We start from the raw sequence: 19,477 nt of genomic DNA on the forward strand, positions 1-19,477 counted from the left end.
CGCTACTCAGTTGCCAATTTTATACTTGTGAGTGAGTAACATGTGAAAACACCAACTTACGAGTTAGTGAATATAACCAATAAGTTGTGATTCTTGTTAGATAGTGGTCGACAATTACATAAAAAAACTATCAACCGACCAAGATTGAATTTATTTTCTTTATATTTCAATAAGTTAAAAGGTGGCATTGTAATTGCCAATCAATAACAAAATAAGAGAAACATGTGTTATCGGACAACTTTCATTTTTAATTGCCGATACTTTATCAGGAGAATACATATGAATAAATTGGTCACAAGTCTTATCGGCGTTTCTGCATTCATCAGCGCTTCGGTTTTAGCAGGTAATACCACCACTTTAAACGATACCTTTTCCATTCCAAGCAAAGGCACACTGCACTTAGATGTACCGGTTGGTCAAGTGATTTTAGAAACTCACGATGCCAATAACATTCAGGTCCGCGTTGAAGTCCGAAATGAAAGCGATATTTGGTTTGGCGACGACGATGAAAAAGTCAATCTGGAAAATGCTGAAATTAAACATCGCAATTCAAACAACAATCTTTATTTAGAAATAAACAACGAAAAACTTATTCAGAAATGGACCGTTTACATGCCTGAAAATACCAACTTGGAATTAGAGGTTGGTGTCGGTGAGGTCAACCTAAAAGGTCAACTTGCAGATATTGATGTAGAAGTAGGCGTTGGTGAAGTCGACGTTGAACTTGAACACAACAATTACACTTCCATTGAACTTGAATCTGGCGTAGGCGACGTTGATTTAGATGGTTTTAAAGGCGCAACGCAAGAACGTGGCATGGTCAGTGGCGGCGTAGAATGGCATGGCTCAGGTGACTACAAAATTGATATTGAGGTTGGCGTAGGTGAAGTAGACGTCGAGCGCTAAGCCACGACTCACTCAATACGATTCTCTCCCTTTCTTTTAATGTTCTTCTCGTCAATTAATGACGTTCCCGCTTGCCCATCCTAACGGATGGGCCTTTTTAAATACGTTTTTTATTGCACACCGGATGTTACTAGCTTAATAGCCAGCAGTATCAAAATCACTCCCATTACCCGATCGAACCAATGGCTTTGCTTCTGAATAAATTGACGTACTTTTTTCGAACTTAAAAAGTACGATAGAAAGCAGAACCAAACACCTGTAGCCAATGCCAAATACAAGCCATAGGCCAAACGCACTGAATTCGGTGTTTGCGTTGAAATAATGACGGCGAATAAACTCAAGAAAAATAGCGTCGCTTTAGGGTTTAGCCCATTAGTCAAAAAGCCAACCCAAAATGCTTTTTTGTCAGAGATATAATTTTCTACTGCTTTTTCCGGCGAGAGATTTTCTTCTACTGAAGCCGGTTGACTCCGCACCGCTCCATAGCCGAGATAAACAAGATAAGCGGCGGCCAAGTAACTAAATGCAGCAAATAACCAAGGCGTGGTTTGAATCAAAATCCCAATTCCTAATAGTGAATACGCAACGTGAACCAAAATAGCAACGCCAATGCCAATACTGGTAATGATCGCAGCTCTACGCCCAAAACTAATACTGTGTTTCAACACCACAGCGAAGTCGGGGCCGGGGCTCGCTACTGCGAATAAATGCACCGTGGCAATTGTTAAAAACTCGACCCAATACTGTTGAAATGCGGACATATTTCTCTTTAACTCTTGGTAACTGTTTAAAAAATTAATTAAGTTCTGCTATTAAGTTATCAACAAAGCGAGGGACAACCTCCCCTGCTTTACCGTATTCAGCTGCTTGAAAATCCGTTCCGTTTTCACTGGGTTCGAGGTTTAATTCAATTGTTTGCGCACCATAAAAGTTAGCTTCACGCACAAACCCCGCAGCGGGATAAACATTGCCGGAAGTGCCAATTGAAATAAACACATCTGCTTGCTGCAACGCTTTAGATATGCTTTCCATGTGATACGGCATCTCCCCAAACCAAACAATATCGGGCCTAACTGGCTGCGCCGGCGTACAACATTCACAGCGTGAATTCACATCAATATCTCCCGTCAGCACAAATCGTTTTTCCGAATAACAACAAAACGCACTGAGTAATTCACCGTGCATATGTAAAATTCGTTTGGATCCCGCTCGCTCATGCAAATTATCGACATTTTGTGTCACCAGTAAAAAGCGCTCGCCTAAAGCCTGTTCGAGCTTAGCCAATGCATAATGAGCAGGATTAGGCTCAATGTCAGAAAAAAGCTGTTTGCGCCTTTCGTTATAGAAGCGATACACCAACTCAGGATTGCGCTCAAAGGCTTCTGGTGTGGCAACATCTTCTACTCGATGCTTTTCCCACAGTCCGTTGTTGTCTCGGAAGGTCCCAAGGCCAGACTCAGCGGAAATACCTGCGCCAGTAAGCACAACAATGTTCTTTTTTTGCATCTTTTGCATAAATAAAGGTTTGTCTGGATGGGATTTGAAAAAGCTAGATTGTACCTTAAGCGAAATCAATTAAAACTAAACTTACGCCACTATTTTCATTTACTTATAACGAATATTAACCATGGTTTTTGCGCTTTTGTTGCAGACTGTGGAATAATCCGTAAGGAAAAATTCACATCTTATTTTTTAGCACCTACTTGAGCATCTAACATGATCAACGATTTAGTTCCTATTGTACTTGCCTTAGTGGCAGCCGGCACATTCGCAGGTATTTTAGCAGGGTTACTTGGCGTCGGCGGCGGAATTATAATCGTACCGGTTTTGTTCTTTATATTTCAGCACATGGGGGTTTCGCCTGATAGTGCAATGGTCATTGCTACGGCTACCTCACTCGCCACCATTGTCCCTACGTCATTAAGCTCAATTCGTTCACATCACCAAAGAGGTAATGTGGATTTCAACTTATTTTGGCGCTGGGCGCCCGCCGTTACACTGGGCGTGTTGCTCGGTAGTTGGATGATTACCACGATTTCTGGCATTTGGTTTACCTTACTGTTTGGTATTTTAGCCGTCTACTCCTCCTTAAGCATGCTGTTTAAACGCAAACAATCGGTTATTCGCGAAGGGCTTCCAAGTGCAGGCATTCAACGCATTATTGCCACATTTGTTGGATTTTTAGCATCAATGGTTGGCATCGGTGGCGGCACCATTTCAATTCCAGTATTAACGGCCTGTAACTATAGCGCGCAACGGGCCGTTGGCACTGCCGCTGCGATTGGCTTATCCGTTGCGCTCCCCGGGGCAATTACTTTGTTATTTTTGGGTAATACGCCCCCGGATGCTCCTCAAGGTACTTATGGTTTAGTTAACTTTTTAGCAATTGCCTGCATTGTGCCTCTCACGGTTTTCTTTGCCCCACAGGGTGCAAAATTGGCAAGTCGGTTAAATAGCGATATGCTAAAGCGTATTTTCGCCATCTTGCTGTTTATAACTGGGCTGAGAATGCTCTCTCAACTTTTCCTGTAACCATCTATATTTTAAAGAGATTTGTGCATGACTGACTTTGCTGACTTGGCTCAAGAAGTGTTTGATCAATGTGAAACGCTGGCACAATTTAGCCAAGCGGAAGGCATGATGGATAGGCGTTTTTTGACCAAAGAACACCAACAAGCCAATGCTCAAACCGCTTTTTGGATGGAAGCCGCTGGCATGCAAACATGGCAAGATGAAGCAGGAAACCAATATGGTCGTTTCGAGTGCAGCACTCCTGATGCCCCCACTTTACTGTTCGGAAGTCATTTAGATACGGTGCCGAACGGCGGTAAATACGATGGCATTTTGGGCGTACTCACCCCTATTGCGTTAGTAAAATACTTAAATCAAACCAACCAAGCTTTACCTTTTCATATCGAAATTGTTGGTTTCGGTGACGAAGAAGGTACGCGATTTGGCATCACGTTAATTGGCAGCCGCGCGATTTCGGGCAATTGGGACGACAACTGGCTGCTATTACAAGATGCAAACGGGGTAAATCTATCTCAAGCCATGGCGGAATTTGGTTTGGATTACACCAAAATTCAGCAAGCGAGTCGCAAGTCTTCAAATTTATTGGCCTTTGTTGAAATCCACATTGAACAAGGGCCTGTTTTAGAAAAAGAAAACCTGCCAGTTGGTATCGTTTCATCCATCGCAGGAGCGAAACGTGCCATTATCAGCCTAAAAGGCAAAGCTGGTCACGCAGGCACAGTGCCCATGCATTTGAGGCAGGATGCAGTGGTCGCCTTTGCTCATATGGCTGTTGCTATTAACGATATTGCGAAAAAACACGGAGTCGTTGCTACCGTTGGTTATTTGGAAAACAAGCCCAATGCAGTTAACGTCATCCCTTCCCGAACCCAATTTTCCTTGGATATTCGTTCTGAGTACGATGCACTTCGCGATGAAGCATTAGCAGAAATTGAATCGCAACTCGCGGTTTTAGCAAATGAATATCAGGTTGAGCTCGAGTGGAAACAAACTCATTCCGCATCTGCGGTCGCCTGTGACCCTGCACTTAAATCTATGTTAGAAAGCGCAGTTGCGGACACAGGAACTCAACCACTGACCTTATTTTCAGGCGCAGGGCATGATGCTATGGAATTAGCCAATTTATGCCCAATGGCAATGTTATTTGTTCGTTGTAAAGAAGGGATTAGCCATCACCCAGATGAAGCCATTCAAGTGGGTGATGTTGAGGCAAGCCTGCACGTTTTAGCTCGTTTTATTGAGCGTTTTGCCGAAGAAAACCGTTAACGACTTTGTTAGCCTGTAAACGGATGCGTCTGCAACCAATGTTGAGCTATCTGCTCTCGTGTACACACCCACACTTTATCGTGTTGTTGTATATATTCAATAAAGCGTTTAAGCCCCGCAATTCTACCCGGGCGCCCAATTAATCGATTATGCAAACCAATCGATAGCATTTTCGGGTGAGTTTCACCCTCTTCGTAAAGCACATCAAACGCATCTTTTAAATACGTGAAGAAGTGTTCGCTCGTATTAAAGCCTTGCATCGTGGCAAAGCGCATATCGTTACTATCCAGCGTGTAAGGCACCATCAATAATGGCTTGCTATAGTGACAATCGTAGTAAGGCAAATCGTCGGCGTAAGAATCGGCGCAATATAGTATGTCATCACGCTCTGCGATCAGTTTTAGGGTGTTTGGGCTGGTTCTTCCCGTGTACCACCCTGCTGGCTTGCTCCCAGTTAAAGACTCATGAAGCTGAATACTGGCTTCAATCATGTCGCGTTCTTTTGCTTCGTCCATATCTTGGAAATGGATCCAACGCATTGCATGACTGGCAATTTCCCACTTCGCTTCTCGCATCGCTGTTACTGCTTCTGGGTGACGTTGCATCGCCATAGTCACACCGAACACCGTTACTGGTAATTGATACTTTTCGAACAACCGATGTAAGCGCCAAAACCCCGCCCGAGAGCCATATTCATAAATCGACTCCATGCTTAAATGCCTATCTGGATAAGCCTGTGCGCCAATAATTTCTGATAGAAAAATCTCTGAGTGACTGTCACCATGCAACACACAATTTTCGCCACCTTCTTCGTAATTCAAAACAAAATTAATGGCAATTTTGGCTTTATTTGGCCAATTTGCGTGAGGAGGTGTTTTTCCGTAACCAATCAGATCTCTGGGATAATCATTTTGCATATTCATACCTAAAAGAAGCGCTCATTGTAATGGGAACTCGTCGCAGTGTTATTATTCTGATGGCTTAAGCCCGCATCCTGCTAAAATACTGCGAACTAAATATTCCGTTGCATCTTCATATTCTTCGCCTTTCAACTCACCACGATTCAAACGAGCAATTTGAGCGCTAAAGTCTGCATAGTGCTGAGTTGAAGCCCAAATATGAAATAGCAAAAATTTGGGGTTGATCGGCTGCATTTTGCCTTGGTCAATCCACGATTGAATTACCGCTAAACGCGACGCAAACCATTCCGCTAACTCGTTTTCTAAGTAGGCATCAATATTTTGCGCCCCACTAATAATTTCCAAGGCGAAAACGCGTGAAGCCTCTGGTCTTTCAAGCGACAACTGCATCTTTTCGCGAATATATTCGCTTAATACTTCAGCAGGATCATCGTCAATTTCTGCTTTATCAAAAACCGAATTCCACAAGGTTAAAATTTGATCTAATACCGCATGATAGAGGTCTTTTTTACTTTTGAAATAATACAAAACATTGGCTTTTGGCAATCCACAATCATCGGCAATACTTTGTACCCGTGTGCCAGCAAACCCAACTTTTGCGAACATTTTTGTTGCTGATTGAAGGATTTTTTCACAATTCGCTGTTCTTATTTCTGAACCACTCATTTTATTATTTTTACCTAGATTCAAAAGTTATTTTAGTTATTGTAACCAGAACTCTGGCAGAGACTCACCTATATCAGAAAATATCCGGTGATTGACTTGCTTATAAGCGTAAATATAAATATATTGACCAGTTGGTCAAGTTTTAAAATTATCACCTAATAAAGAAGCGTCCATCCCTATGATTAATTTCTTGCTAAACGACTCATTAATAAGTTTGAGTGATGTTCGTCCTAATTTAACCGTCCTTGAGTATCTGCGGGAACATGCACGCTTAACGGGCACCAAAGAAGGTTGTGCCTCTGGTGATTGTGGCGCTTGCACTGTTGTTTTAGCAGAATTGAACACAAACACCCAGCAGCTCGAATATAAAAGCATTAATAGCTGTATTACGCTAGTTGCGGCGCTTCACGGCAAACAGCTTATCACTATTGAGCATTTAGCCAATGGGAAAAACTTACATCCAGTGCAACAAGCTATGGTGGATCATCATGCTTCTCAATGTGGATTTTGTACTCCCGGATTTGTGATGTCGATGTTTGCGCTTTATCAAGCCCAACATAATAAAAATGCGAAATGCATCAACCGCGAAACCGTTGAACATGCCCTTTCTGGCAACTTATGTCGCTGCACCGGTTATCGCCCTATTTTGGACGCTGCGCTGGACGCCTGCCAGCAATATCAACCAGATAAATTTGCTAATAACGCTAAACAAACTATTCATAATTTAGCGACAATTGAAAATGGCGCGGAAGTCACTGGCATTTGCATTCCTGAGTCCAAGCAAGCATTACAACAAGCTAAACAAGATTATCCCAAAGCCAGATTAGTTGCTGGCGGCACCGACATCGCTCTTGAATCCACACAACAATATAAAGATTTCGATAGCGTGATTTATTTAGGACGCGTAAAAGAATTAAATCGCCTTGAAGAAACAGATACAGGCTTAGTGATTGGCGCAGGCGTAACTTACCAAATGCTATTACCCTTGCTAGTGAAACATTTCCCCGAAACCGAAGAATTGATTCAGCGGTTAGGTTCCATGCCGGTACGTAATCAAGGCACAATGGGCGGTAATATTGCCAACGCTTCCCCCATTGGCGACACGCCACCGCTTTTAATCGCACTAAACGCCCGCATTGTAGTGGATAACGGCACTCAGCAACGAAGTTTGCCCGCAGTAGGCTTTTTCACTGGCTACCGACAAACACAAATGCACGACGATGAATGGATTGACAGCATCGAAATACCTTATCGCCAGCCCAACACCCTACTTCGCGCTTACAAAGTGAGCAAACGTTTTGAAGATGATATTTCAACTGTATGTGCTGTTTTTTCTGTACTGTTAAACAATGGCAAAGTACAGCAAGTGAATGTTGGATTCGGCGGTGTCGCAGCCACACCGATGAGTTTAAATAAGCTCGGCATTGCCCTTCATAATCTGGAGTGGTCAAGTCAGGAAACACTGAAAAAAGGTCAGCACATATTAGGCAACGCCTTTGCTCCTATTACCGATGTCCGAGCCAGCGCTGAATACCGCCAAACCCTGTTAAGCAACTTATGGCATCGTTTCTGGCTGGAAACACATCAAATCGCAACACAATCAGTCGTCGTGAGGGTAAACTAATGCGCAAATTAATCACGCCCAAATCGGTATCCGAAACCCAAAACCGCACTGACCAAAACCTTCCTAAAGATAAGCTCAGTGTGGCTCATGAAAGTGCCATTCAGCATGTTACTGGCTCTGCATCTTACATTGATGACTTACCTGAGCCACAAAACACTCGATACGCCGCCATCGGTTTAACACAACACGCCAAAGGCAAAATTACTCGCTTGAATCTAGATCCTGTGCGCCAAGCGCCCGGTGTTATTGATGTAATTGATATTAATGATATTCCCGGCCACACAGACATCGGCCCCGTATTTAAAGGCGATCCAATTCTTGCCGATCATGAAATACGGTTTCACGGGCAAGCTCTGTTTGCCGTGCTGGCCAATTCAGTGCGCGAAGCACGACAAGCCGCGTTACTTGCTCATTATGAGTTGGAAGAAGAGACGCCGATATTAAGTGTTGAACATGCTCACGCAGAAAACACTTTTGTGCGCCCTGTTCATACCATGTCTCGCGGCGATCATGAAACAGCAATTCAAAATAGTGAGCATCAAATATCAGGTTCGTTAACTATTGGCGGTCAAGAGCATTTGTACCTTGAAGGCCAAGCGGCACTTGCCATTCCTAGCGATAACAGTAGTTTAATTGTGTACAGCTCAACCCAGCACCCAAGCGAAGTGCAAAAACTTATTGCGGAGGTGCTAGATTGGCGCTTACACAAAGTTAACGTTGAAATTCGTAGAATGGGAGGCGCTTTTGGTGGCAAAGAAACACAAGCCGCACAATGGGCTTGTTTAGCTTCCGTGCTCGCCGTACGCAATCAATGTGCGGTTAAACTGCGCTTACCGCGCGCGCAAGACATGCAAGTAACGGGCAAACGCCATCCCTTTAGCAATCATTATCAAGTCGGCTTCAACAAAGAAGGCGTGATACAAGGTAGCAACATCCACATTAACGGCAACTGTGGGCACTCGCCAGATTTATCAGATGCCATCGTTGATAGAGCGATGTTTCACTGCGATAACGCTTACTATTTAGGTGATTGTTACATTGAAGGTCATCGCTGCCAAACTAACCAAGTATCACACACTGCGTTTCGAGGGTTTGGAGGTCCACAAGGAATGATCATGGGTGAAGCCATCATCGATCGTATCGCCCGCGTTATTGGTGAAGATCCGCTCACCGTTCGCAAACGCAATTATTACAATGAGCAGCGTAACCAAACGCATTACGGCATGGAAGTAGAGCATTTTAGTTTGCCACAACTGGTGCAGCAACTTGAAGAGAAGTCCGACTATTGGACACGCCGTGAAGCGATCACCGTATTCAACAACACCAATCCGTTTGTGAAAAAAGGTTTAGCATTAACACCTGTTAAATTTGGTATTTCATTCACTGCACAATTGCTCAATCAAGCTGGCGCCCTCGTACACATCTATACCGATGGCAGTTTGCAAGTGAATCATGGCGGCACGGAAATGGGCCAAGGTTTGCATACTAAAATTCAACAAATAGCGGCCCACGAATTCGGCTTGCCACTAAATTACATAGAAGTAACTGCCACGCGCACAGATAAGGTCCCAAATACGTCGCCAACCGCTGCATCGAGCGGCACAGATTTAAACGGCAAAGCCGTGCAAAATGCGTGTATCACGCTAAAGCAACGTCTCGCAGACTTTATTTCAGAGAAATACGAAGTGTCTGCACAGAGTGTCACTTTTGAGAACGGAAAAGTGATAGCAGGCGCACTAAGCTTTGAATTCGCTAAATTGATCCAAGACGCCTACGTTAATCGCATTCAACTCTCTGCGAATGGCTTTTACAAAACACCGAAAATCCATTACGCCAGAAGCACAGGGAAAGGCCGCCCATTTTTCTATTTTGCCAATGGCGCTGCGGTATCGGAAGTCACACTGGATACCCTTACTGGCGAATATAAGGTAGAACGCGTCGATATTTTGCACGATGTCGGCAATAGCATTAACCCATCACTGGATATTGGGCAAATTGAAGGTGGTTTTATTCAAGGCATGGGCTGGCTCACTACAGAAGAATTAGTCTGGGATGAAAAAGGCCGTTTGCTCAGCCAAAACCCCGCTACCTACAAAATTCCGGCCATTGGCGATTTACCAAAAATCTTCAACGTTGAATTGTTTGATCAAGCTAATCCAGAAGACACAATTTATCATTCCAAAGCCGTTGGAGAACCCCCTTTTATGTTGGCTATTAGCGTGTGGAGCGCGATAAAAGATGCCATTAGCAGCCTGAGTAATTACCAAATTGATCCCGATTTACACCCACCTGCCACACCGGAAGCCGTGCTAAAAGCGATCCAAAGCATCGCATCAAAAACGGACTCAAAAGACAAAAATGAGGCCAGCCAATGAAACACCCAAACACATGGCATGATGCTGTACAATTTTGCCAACAAACAGGCAAGAGTTATGTGCTTGTAACCGTGTTAAGCACCTCTGGCTCGGCTCCTCGCAGTAGTGGCGCAAAAATGGTGATTACAGACGCCACAACCCACGATACTATTGGCGGTGGACATTTAGAGCACCTAGTTACGCGTAACGCCAGATCGCATCTTTTGGCGGGTAGTTCGCAACAAATTATCGAGAATTACCCTTTTGATAGTGGCTTAGGGCAATGCTGTGGTGGCGCGGTTCATGTTTTATACGAAGTTATCACTCAGCACAGCCAACATTTAGCCATTTTTGGGGCCGGACATGTGGCGAAAGCGCTGGTGCCTATTCTAGCGCAGTTACCAATTCAAATTCATTGGATAGACACCCGCAGCGAATTGTTCCCAGCGACCGTTCCAACATCAGTAAACCGTATTCACAGTGAAGAGCCCACTTACGAACTAAAAACCCTACCAGAACATAGTTGGGTATTGGTAATGACCCACAATCATCAGCTGGATTTCGACATTGTGCTTCAAACTTTAAAGCTCAATTGTTTTGATTTTGTGGGCATGATTGGTTCCGATACTAAAGCGAGACGTTTCAAAAAACGTTTAGCACAACGAGGGTTAGTCGCAACACAAATTCAACAACTTGTTTCACCTGTAGGTGATTTAAGTATTCCGGGAAAACGCCCGATTGAAGTTGCCATTTCAATTGCGGCGCAGCTCACCCGAAAATTACATGAGCAAATACCATTAGCAGAAAAATCGACCCAAAAGGCGTTATGGGACGCCTCTAAAAACGCATTAGATTTGCTCAAATAATCAATGCATAACGTAAAAAACACATAGAAAACATATGATGACCTTGGACACTCTTAACACACTGCCAGAGCAAGAAGCTGACGCATGGTTTGGGCAATGCTGTGCCGCCACAAAATGGCGCAAGCAAATGACTCAACAACGCCCTTTCACGTCACTGGAATCGATAAAAAAAGCCGCTGTAAGTATTTGGAATACGCTAGAAGAAACAGATTTTCTTGAAGCCTTTGAAGCTCATCCCATGATTGGTGATGTGGCTTCGTTAAAAGCGAAATTTGCGCATACGCAAGCAATGGCCTCCCATGAACAAAAAGGCGCAAGTGAAGCCGATGACAGTGTGCTTCAACGACTTAGCGAATTAAATCATGCGTATTTAAACAAAAATGGCTTTATTTTTATTATTTGTGCCACCGGGTTAAGTGCTCAAATCATGCTAGAGGCATTAGAAGAACGCATTCATCACTCACGCGAAGAAGAATTGCGTATTGCTGCACAGCAGCAAATTCAAATTACGCTTTTACGACTGGAGAAAAACCTATGATCACCCTTTCTAGCCACGTACTCGACACCACACTTGGTTCGCCAGCACATAATATGGTGATCACCTTAACCACCCCAGCAGGCGACCGTGTGACCGCTAAAACTGACAACGATGGTCGCTGTAAAAATTGGGGCGACATCAACTTCAGCGCGGGCGTGTACTGCTTACGTTTTGAAACCGCTGAGTACCTGCAAACACATCACGGAAAGTCTTTTTATCCGTTTGTCGACATTCACTTTGAAATGCTTGAAGACGGCGGTCATTACCACGTCCCTTTACTGATTTCACCGTTTGGCTTTAGTAGTTACCGAGGGAGTTAATATGGCAAACCTTTTTGCAATTAAAGCCAATATTTTACATTTTCCCAATGCCACCACGAATCCAGAAACTGAATATCAGTATTTTGAAAATGGCGTCATGGTGGTAGAAAGTGACAAAATCAAAGCGTTAGGCCATGAACAGGATATTCTGCCGCACTTTCATGGCATCGAGGTTATAGATGCCTCGGGCAAGCTATTAGTTCCGGGTTTTATCGACACTCACTTGCATTTTCCGCAAACCGAAATGATTGCTAGCTATGGCGAGCAACTACTTGAGTGGCTGGAAAACTATACTTTTCCAACAGAAAGAAAATTCGAAAACGTCGAATATTCCCGCTTCATTGCGAGTAAATTTATGAATCAGTTGTGGAGCAACGGCACCACAACTGCCCTTGCCTATTCAACGGTACATGCATGCTCAGCAGAAGCTTTGTTTGAAAAAGCCGATACCCACAACATGTTAATGATCACCGGCAAAACCTGCATGGATAGACATTGTCCCGACTGGTTGCAAGATACTGCTGAAACGGCGGAAAATGAAACCCGCGCGCTCATTGATAAATGGCACAACAAAGGCCGGTTAAAATACGCTATTACCCCACGTTTTGCTCCTACTAGCACCACAGAGCAACTGCAACGCCTTGGGCGAATTGTGCAAGATCATAGCGACGTGTTTATTCAAACGCACTTAAGCGAAAACAAAGATGAAATTGAATGGGTGAAAAGCCTTTATCCTGAATGTATCGACTATTTGCACGTTTACGAGCAATTTGGTTTGGTCAATGAAAGAACCGTGTTTGGTCACTGTATTCACTTAGAAGATCATACATGGGAGCGTTTAGGTGAACTGCAATCGATTATTGCTTTTTGTCCTCGCTCTAACCTGTTTCTTGGCAGTGGCCTGTTCGAGATCGCCAAAGCGGAGCAATATAAGGTGCCTGTTACACTGGCGTCGGATGTAGGCGCAGGTGATAGTTTCAGTATGCTACGTACTCAAGGTGAAGCCTACAAAGTGTGTCAGTTGCAGCACATTAAACTACACCCATTTAAAGGCTTATACATGATGACACAAGGCTCCGCTCACGCCTTATCGTTAGATGATTCCATCGGTAATTTAAATGTGGGTAGCCACGCTGATTTCACCTTGTTAGATCCCAAATTCAATGAATTATCAGATTTAAGAATGTCGTCGCGCACAAACACGCCAGACGACACCTTATTTGCGCTGAGCATGTTGAGTGATGAGCGCACAATTGCAGGCACTTGGATAGCAGGCAAGCCTGTTTATCAAGGTACAAATTCAGGAGTGTAACTATGCCTTGGCTTGATTGGTTTACCTTAGCAGCAAGATGGTTTCATGTTGTTGTTGGCGTTGCGTGGATTGGCGCGTCTTTTTACTTTATTTGGTTGGATAACAACTTAAAAACACCTCCAAAGTGGAAATTGGAAAAAGGTATAAAAGGTGACTTGTGGGCAGTTCATGGCGGTGGGTTTTACGAAATTGCCAAGTATCAATATGGACCTGAAACCATGCCAGAACCCTTACATTGGTTCAAATGGGAGGCTTATTCCACATGGCTCAGTGGCATGCTATTACTGTCACTTGTTTATTATTTAGGCGCTTCAGCCTACCTTATAGATCCTAACGTGATGCCATTGACCCCGACTCAGGCGGTCATTTACGGTGTGGTTTATATTTTTGGTGGCATCGCTATTTATGAAGCCGCTTGTAGAAGCCCGTTAGCAAAATCTGCCATCCTATTTGCAATATTTTTGGTGGCGTTTCTGACTTTTGCAGCATGGTTAGCTACCAACCTATTCAGTGCAAGAGGCGCCTATATTCACGTTGGCGCGCTGATTGGCTCGATTATGGCGGGAAACGTATTTTTAAATATCATGCCCGGTCAAAGAAAGATGGTGGCAGCGGTAGCGAATAAGCAAGACATTGATCCGGCATGGGGTGCTGGGGCAAAACTACGCTCTGTTCATAACAATTACCTTACCCTACCCTTGCTATTCATTATGATCAGCAATCATTACCCCATGACCTATCAACATCCACAAAACTGGTTAGTTTTGGTATTAATGAGCGTGGTTTTGGCTTGGGTACGCCATTATTTCAACCTAAAACATCAAGGCACAAAGCAACCGCTGATACTTGTCACAGGTTTTATCGGCTTTTTGTGCATTGCCCTTTGGGTATCATGGCCTTCAACCTCAACAAATGCAGACGCATCCGTTTCTACAAAAGCAATCACACAGCAACAAATCCAGCAGCTTATCGAGCAGCATTGTGTCACCTGCCATTCCGCTCAACCGACGGATGATGTATTTAAAGTGGCACCTTTAGGTGTGAAATTAGATTCTTGGGCCGAAATTCAGCAATGGGCGCCGAAAATTATGAATCGAGTGTCTGTTACTAAAGACATGCCCTTTTTAAATAAAACCAACATGACAGAAACAGAAAGGCAGCTAATTGCACAGTGGTATCAACAAAGCATCCAATAGTTAACGAGCCATTTAGATACGTTAATAGCACCACTTAAAAAGCTGTAGATAAAAGCCGAGTTTACATAGCTTGGCTTTTTTATGTTTGATAGCGCATCGGATGCATGCTTTGTAGGTGGCTCTATTAATCTTGCATTTACTCTCTGCAAAACAACGAAAACCAAACCTAGTGAAAAGCGCATTATTGAATTCGTTGTTGAGTGCTTGCGGTTGCAGCTTTGAATTCATTTAACGCAGTAAGATAAGCAAAGAAAAAGCCCGCATAACGCGGGCTTTAATGTCATTTTATCATCGATAATTTATCGATGATAAATGTTCAGCTTATTGGTAGCTGTAGTTCATTGTTACGCCGCTATACGTAGAGTAAGCGCGGATACCAACGTGCCAAGTACCTGAAGACGGATTGTTGAAAGTACATGTCTCGTTGTTACCTGAACGATAAGGACGGCAATCGTAAGTAGACGTTGTTGGCTGTGCACCATATCTTAAGTAAAGGTCAGCATCACCTGAACCACCAGAGATAGAAACGCTCATAGTCGCTACGCCTGCTGGAATATCCCAAGTGTAACGATCCCATGCTGAACGACTACCAGAAAGACCTGACAACTGACCAGATACTGGCTCAACACCGCCGCCATTACCGCCACCGTTGTTACCGCCGTCACCGCCGCCAGCACAACCGTATTGGTTTAAGTAGTTAACGGCGTCAAGCGCTTTAACGATACCGTGACCATAGAAGTTATCACGACCAGAAGCACCGCGATCTTGTGCAGTTGCGTTTAACGCAGCACGGATTTGCTGGTTAGAACAAGACTGGTGATAAGACCAAACTAGCGCTGCAACACCAGAAACGTGCGGAGTCGCCATAGACGTACCGCTGATGCTGTTGTAGCCACCGTTGTTCCAAGTAGAGTTTACAGCTACACCAGGACCTGCAATTTCAACTTGGCTGTTATATTGCGAGAAAGATGCAACGTTTGAAGAAGAATCAACTGCTGCAACAGACATTACCGCATCGTAAGAAGCAGGGTAAGAGAAAGAACTGTTACCAGAGTTACCCGCTGCTGCGATAAGCATCATACCGTCGTTTACAAAGCCTTGAAGTGAGCTAGCTTCTGCAGAAGAAGAACCAGAACCACCTAAAGACATGCTAACGACGTCAGCACCGGCATCTTTACACTGTTGAATAGCGTTGATGATGTTAGACGCGCTTGTCCAGTTACCTTGGTCGTTAAAGATTTTAACGATGTGAAGGTCAACACCAGGGAATACACCAACAACACCTGTGTTGTTATCTAGTGCAGCAACGGTACCCGCTACGTGAGTACCGTGACCGTTACCGTCGTTGCTCCAAGAACCCACTTGAGAGTTGTTAGCTTGACCAGACGCGCTTGGTAAATCTGCGTGACCAAGTGTGTAACCCGTATCGATGATACATACTTCACGAGCAGTTGTGTTGGACTGACTTAACTGGTTAGCTTGAACCATTGGAATACCATATGGTGTGCTTTGAGCTAACAAGTAACGGCGTGGATCGTCAGAAACCGATTCAACATTACGGTTATTAAGAAGGTCGTTGTATTGCTTCTTAGTTAAGTTAGCAACAGACATACGTTGCTTTTCAATAGAAGAAATGTATTTACCGCCAACAGCAGCAATAGCAGCTTCAGCAGCTTTAGCGTTCAAAACGCCATCTTTAACCATTGCTACGCCAGTAGCATTACGGCCTTGACCATTAGTGAAGATCGCATCTTCTTTAAAAGTGATGATATAGCGACCCGTTTTTTCTTTATCTTTTACAGAAGAAGAAACGAGAGTTGGTTTTGAATCGAAACCGCCTACGACTTTTTGAGGCGTTGCAGCCATTACACTAGTTGCAACTAAAGTTAAGGCAGAAACACCTAATCCTACGAACACGTTGTTTTTAGTAATCTTCATAAATACTTCTCTTGTTTTATTTTTTAGTACAAGTTTCTTGTAATTATCTTTAAGTAACGACCTTTGGAAACAGCTAAACCGTTACTATTCTGAATTAGTCGGCTTCAATTTTTTACCGACCCTTTCGATTAAGAACCAAATGGACTTCATTTTCAAGTGCTTATTAAAGATTTATTTCACCTTAATTAAAAAAATATTATGAGACACTTTTAACTCAATATGGTTATTTTCGTTTAAGTCTAGAAAAAATGAGGCATGCAGGAGGATTGAGAAGGGTATTTATACACAAAATGGATATATAGATACCCCCTAATTAACTAAGCACAACCTAAAAGAGTAAAGCTATAATTACATATTATTACTTTTTTAAGGCGTAAAAAAACAACGAATAAAATAAAAATTAATCATATTTGAATAGCTAAAACTTTCACATAAACGAAAGCTAATATTCCCTAAGGCAGGGCTTGTCCTCGTGCTGTAACCAATAATTTATACCAATGATTTCGACTTAACAGCACGCTATTAGCTTCTGTGCAAGCTTTAATTCGTTCAGGTTGAATCGTTCCAATGACAGGTTGTACATTTGCGGGATGACGCATTAACCAACCAAGCACAATTGCTTCTTTTGTGGTTTGATATTCCGCAGCAAGCTCAGCCACCAAAGCCGCAGTATTCTGTACAGCCAAGCTTTCACTTGAAATATCGCGTCCCGAAAACAGCCCTTGCGCTAAACTACCCCAGGCTTGAATTTGAATATCGTTCATGGCGCAGTGCTCTAACTGACCGCCTGACCAATGAGTCGTATTTAATGGTGCATTTCCAGCGTGTAGTGTTTCTTCAACCCAACCATATTTAAACAAACTCATCTCTAGTTGGTTTACAATTAGTGGAACATCACAGTAGTACTGTAAATACTTAATTTGGTGCACATGCATATTAGAAACACCAAAATGCTTCACTTTTCCCTCGTTATGTAACCTATTAAAAACATCAGCCACTTCTTCCACTTGCATAAGTGGATCTGGTCGATGTATTAATAAGATGTCTAAGTAATCTGTTTTGAGCCTTTTCAGTGAAGCTTCTACTGAAGTTTGTATCCAATCTGCAGAAGCATCGTATTGCCCGACTAAACTCCCCTCTTCTAACCGAATACCGCATTTGCTCTGAATCACTATTTGTTCACGCACATTCGGCATCGACATTAAGATCTCGCCAAAAACGCTTTCCGATTTTCCATGGCAATAAATATCAGCGTGATCAAAAAAGCGGATGCCTGACTCTAATGCTGTATTCACCGCATCATGAGCCTCTCTCAATTGAGATTTTGTTAGTGTGTTCTTATCCCAACTTCCTCCAAGGCCCATGCATCCAAAAGCAATACGGCTTGTATTTTTAACGTGTTTTTGAAGTGGAATGCTCATTCATCTTGTCCTTTTATGGGTTGCATATTTTCTTTTAACCATGAATTAAGAAGTTTTATTTGGCCGCATTTGTATGCTGCATAGGTAATTTTAAGCGCGTTACTTAAAATTTCACTATCGGTCCACGAAGTCACTTCTTGGATATTTTGGTAGCATTCAAGCGCTTGCTGATCGACGTACCCTCTTACCTGTTTATGACCTTTCGCCTTCTGTCTTTCCCGATAACGTTTTTGCTTATCCGCATTTACATTGGTTTTCTGGTTCATCGTTGACCCACTCAACTATTTTCTCTTATTAGAATATCTTAACGTCAGTATACCGGACATTGTTTTGGGCGAGTTTGCCTGATCTATAAAAAATTTACTGTTCAGAGTTGTTTAGCTTACAAGTGTTCGCTAAATTATACCTTTGTAGCTTTAAAACTGATTATCTCTCTATGTTTGAACCAAAAAATAGTTATTCAAAAGAAGAATTGTTGTCCTGTAGTCAAGGAGAGCTTTTCGGACCCGGAAACAGTCAACTTCCCGCCCCTAATATGCTAATGATGGACCGCATCGTGCAAATTACAAATGACGGTGGTGAACACGGTAAAGGCTACATTGAAGCTGAGCTCGATATTACTCCTGATTTATGGTTCTTTGACTGCCATTTTCCAGGAGACCCTGTTATGCCAGGCTGCTTGGGGCTTGATGCGATGTGGCAACTTGTCGGTTTTTTCCTTGGCTGGAACAAAGGTCCCGGTAAAGGCCGAGCTCTCGGTGTAGGAGAAGTAAAATTTACTGGGCAAATATTACCAACCGCTAAAAAAGTCACCTACAAAATCACGATGAAACGCGTTATTAAACGTAAGTTATTCATGGGAATTGGTGACGGGGTGGTAGAAGTGGATGGTCGCCCAATTTATCAGGCAGATAACCTCAAAGTAGGACTGTTCCAAGATACCAGCTCATTTTAGAGTACACTTGTTAGCTAAAGTGCCTTGCTGTACCCACGACAAGGCACTTTACACAATCCAGCTAACACCTTAGCTCAACGATATGTAACTTTTATTACGCTTTGTGTACTTAAAAGTGTGATTTCCTATTTTTAATTCGCTTTTACCTGTTACAAATTCGGTGTATTAGTGAAACTGGTCTACACTAAAAGTGGTTCGAAAACTTAAATTTTAACAATGCTTCAGTCGCCTAACTTTGTTGATACTGACTTCGAAACCATTTCTTACCCCGCATAATTAACTCTTTATACGTAGTAGTGATAAAAATCGTCATAAATATGAAAAAAAAATGTAACCGTAAAAATCGTTCGCTTTTATCTGGTTATAAAATGTCAATAGTCTCTTTTGGAAAAAAGCATTGAAAAGTTTGGATGCATCCCCTATTTCTAGTTATGTAGCCACAGCATTTGTGGTTCCACATCTTCAAATAAGTAGAGGTGAAAATGAAAAGACAAAAAAGAGACAAACTATCCCGCGCCCACGCTAAAGGGTATCAAGCAGGAATCATTGGTCGCTCTAAAGAAAATTGTCCCTTTCAAGCTGTAGAAGCAAGATCCCATTGGTTAGGAGGTTGGAGAGCCGCCATGGAGGATAGGAGTTTAGGATTCGGTAAAACCTAATTCA

The 19,477-nt window shown here is 43.0% G+C and carries 19 protein-coding genes; 12 read left to right on the forward strand and 7 right to left on the reverse strand.

The genetic code is table 11. The features are described 5' to 3' along the window. The first annotated feature begins 279 nt into the window (after positions 1-279). Positions 280-906 carry a DUF4097 family beta strand repeat-containing protein gene (locus tag HJG39_RS00395; protein ID WP_268405452.1) on the forward strand — a complete coding sequence of 209 codons (627 nt, stop codon included), beginning with the start codon at positions 280-282 and terminating at the stop codon, positions 904-906. Between the two features lie 110 nt (positions 907-1,016). Here HJG39_RS00395 and HJG39_RS00400 read toward each other — a convergent pair whose 3' ends face one another. Both HJG39_RS00400 and cobB read right to left on the reverse strand, forming a co-directional pair. After that, on the reverse strand, positions 1,017-1,667 hold the full coding sequence (locus tag HJG39_RS00400; RefSeq protein ID WP_268405454.1) for a LysE family translocator: 651 nt from the start codon (positions 1,665-1,667) through the stop codon (positions 1,017-1,019). A gap of 34 nt (positions 1,668-1,701) precedes the next feature. Next, the gene (gene cobB, locus HJG39_RS00405) at positions 1,702-2,421 is read right to left on the reverse strand and encodes a Sir2 family NAD+-dependent deacetylase (protein WP_268405456.1); all 720 of its coding nucleotides are present in this window, start codon (positions 2,419-2,421) and stop codon (positions 1,702-1,704) included. Between the two features lie 201 nt (positions 2,422-2,622). Here cobB and HJG39_RS00410 point away from each other — a divergent pair, with 201 nt between their 5' ends. Further along, the gene (locus HJG39_RS00410; RefSeq protein WP_268405458.1) at positions 2,623-3,438 is read left to right on the forward strand and encodes a sulfite exporter TauE/SafE family protein; all 816 of its coding nucleotides are present in this window, start codon (positions 2,623-2,625) and stop codon (positions 3,436-3,438) included. A 27-nt stretch (positions 3,439-3,465) separates the two neighbouring features. Beyond that, positions 3,466-4,704: an allantoate amidohydrolase gene (locus HJG39_RS00415; RefSeq protein WP_268405460.1), complete on the forward strand. Its 1,239-nt coding sequence runs from the start codon at positions 3,466-3,468 to the stop codon at positions 4,702-4,704. 8 nt (positions 4,705-4,712) lie between these two features. Here the strand turns inward: HJG39_RS00415 and puuE are convergent, their stop codons facing one another. Then, positions 4,713-5,621 (reverse strand): allantoinase PuuE, encoded by a 909-nt coding sequence (gene puuE / locus HJG39_RS00420; RefSeq protein ID WP_268405462.1) that lies wholly within the window; start codon positions 5,619-5,621, stop codon positions 4,713-4,715. 51 nt (positions 5,622-5,672) lie between these two features. Next, positions 5,673-6,290 (reverse strand): TetR/AcrR family transcriptional regulator, encoded by a 618-nt coding sequence (locus tag HJG39_RS00425; protein WP_268405464.1) that lies wholly within the window; start codon positions 6,288-6,290, stop codon positions 5,673-5,675. 178 nt (positions 6,291-6,468) lie between these two features. On the opposite strand from HJG39_RS00425, the gene xdhA reads away from it, so the two are divergent. Genes xdhA through HJG39_RS00460 form a run of 7 tightly spaced genes read left to right on the forward strand, consistent with a single transcriptional unit; the run spans position 6,469 to position 14,500 of the window. Beyond that, positions 6,469-7,914 carry a xanthine dehydrogenase small subunit gene (gene xdhA / locus HJG39_RS00430; RefSeq protein WP_268405466.1) on the forward strand — a complete coding sequence of 482 codons (1,446 nt, stop codon included), beginning with the start codon at positions 6,469-6,471 and terminating at the stop codon, positions 7,912-7,914. Next, a complete protein-coding gene (gene xdhB, locus HJG39_RS00435; RefSeq protein WP_268405468.1) occupies positions 7,914-10,289 on the forward strand; it encodes a xanthine dehydrogenase molybdopterin binding subunit in 2,376 nt (791 codons plus the stop codon). Before xdhA ends, xdhB begins: the two co-directional genes overlap by 1 nt. Continuing rightward, complete coding sequence (gene xdhC / locus HJG39_RS00440) at positions 10,286-11,134, forward strand: xanthine dehydrogenase accessory protein XdhC (protein ID WP_268405470.1); 849 nt, start codon at positions 10,286-10,288, stop codon at positions 11,132-11,134. Before xdhB ends, xdhC begins: the two co-directional genes overlap by 4 nt. A gap of 37 nt (positions 11,135-11,171) precedes the next feature. Then, on the forward strand, positions 11,172-11,672 hold the full coding sequence (gene uraD, locus HJG39_RS00445; protein ID WP_268406244.1) for a 2-oxo-4-hydroxy-4-carboxy-5-ureidoimidazoline decarboxylase: 501 nt from the start codon (positions 11,172-11,174) through the stop codon (positions 11,670-11,672). Continuing rightward, on the forward strand, positions 11,669-11,992 hold the full coding sequence (gene uraH / locus HJG39_RS00450) for a hydroxyisourate hydrolase (RefSeq protein WP_268405472.1): 324 nt from the start codon (positions 11,669-11,671) through the stop codon (positions 11,990-11,992). The genes uraD and uraH overlap by 4 nt, the downstream gene beginning before the upstream one ends. A gap of 1 nt (position 11,993) precedes the next feature. Next, positions 11,994-13,304, forward strand: coding sequence for a guanine deaminase (guaD, locus tag HJG39_RS00455; protein WP_268405474.1), 1,311 nt, complete (start codon positions 11,994-11,996; stop codon positions 13,302-13,304). 2 nt (positions 13,305-13,306) lie between these two features. After that, a complete protein-coding gene (locus HJG39_RS00460) occupies positions 13,307-14,500 on the forward strand; it encodes a urate hydroxylase PuuD (protein ID WP_268405476.1) in 1,194 nt (397 codons plus the stop codon). Positions 14,501-14,821: 321 nt separating this feature from the next. Here HJG39_RS00460 and HJG39_RS00465 read toward each other — a convergent pair whose 3' ends face one another. The 3 genes from HJG39_RS00465 to HJG39_RS00475 form a co-directional block, all read right to left on the reverse strand. Next, complete coding sequence (locus HJG39_RS00465) at positions 14,822-16,438, reverse strand: S8 family serine peptidase (RefSeq protein ID WP_268405478.1); 1,617 nt, start codon at positions 16,436-16,438, stop codon at positions 14,822-14,824. A 452-nt stretch (positions 16,439-16,890) separates the two neighbouring features. Next, the gene (locus HJG39_RS00470) at positions 16,891-17,859 is read right to left on the reverse strand and encodes an aldo/keto reductase (protein WP_268405480.1); all 969 of its coding nucleotides are present in this window, start codon (positions 17,857-17,859) and stop codon (positions 16,891-16,893) included. Further along, positions 17,856-18,125: a hypothetical protein gene (locus HJG39_RS00475; protein ID WP_268405482.1), complete on the reverse strand. Its 270-nt coding sequence runs from the start codon at positions 18,123-18,125 to the stop codon at positions 17,856-17,858. Before HJG39_RS00475 ends, HJG39_RS00470 begins: the two co-directional genes overlap by 4 nt. Before the next feature lie 170 nt (positions 18,126-18,295). Between HJG39_RS00475 and fabA the strand changes: the two genes are divergently transcribed. After that, entirely contained in the window at positions 18,296-18,814 is a 519-nt protein-coding gene (gene fabA / locus HJG39_RS00480; protein WP_268405484.1) for a bifunctional 3-hydroxydecanoyl-ACP dehydratase/trans-2-decenoyl-ACP isomerase, read from the forward strand. Between the two features lie 482 nt (positions 18,815-19,296). Continuing rightward, a complete protein-coding gene (gene rmf / locus HJG39_RS00485) occupies positions 19,297-19,473 on the forward strand; it encodes a ribosome modulation factor (RefSeq protein ID WP_268405486.1) in 177 nt (58 codons plus the stop codon). The last annotated feature ends 4 nt before the right edge of the window (positions 19,474-19,477 follow it).

The sequence above is a fragment of the Alteromonas sp. a30 genome (assembly GCF_026788005.1).
In the GTDB taxonomy this organism is placed as follows: domain Bacteria; phylum Pseudomonadota; class Gammaproteobacteria; order Enterobacterales; family Alteromonadaceae; genus Paraneptunicella.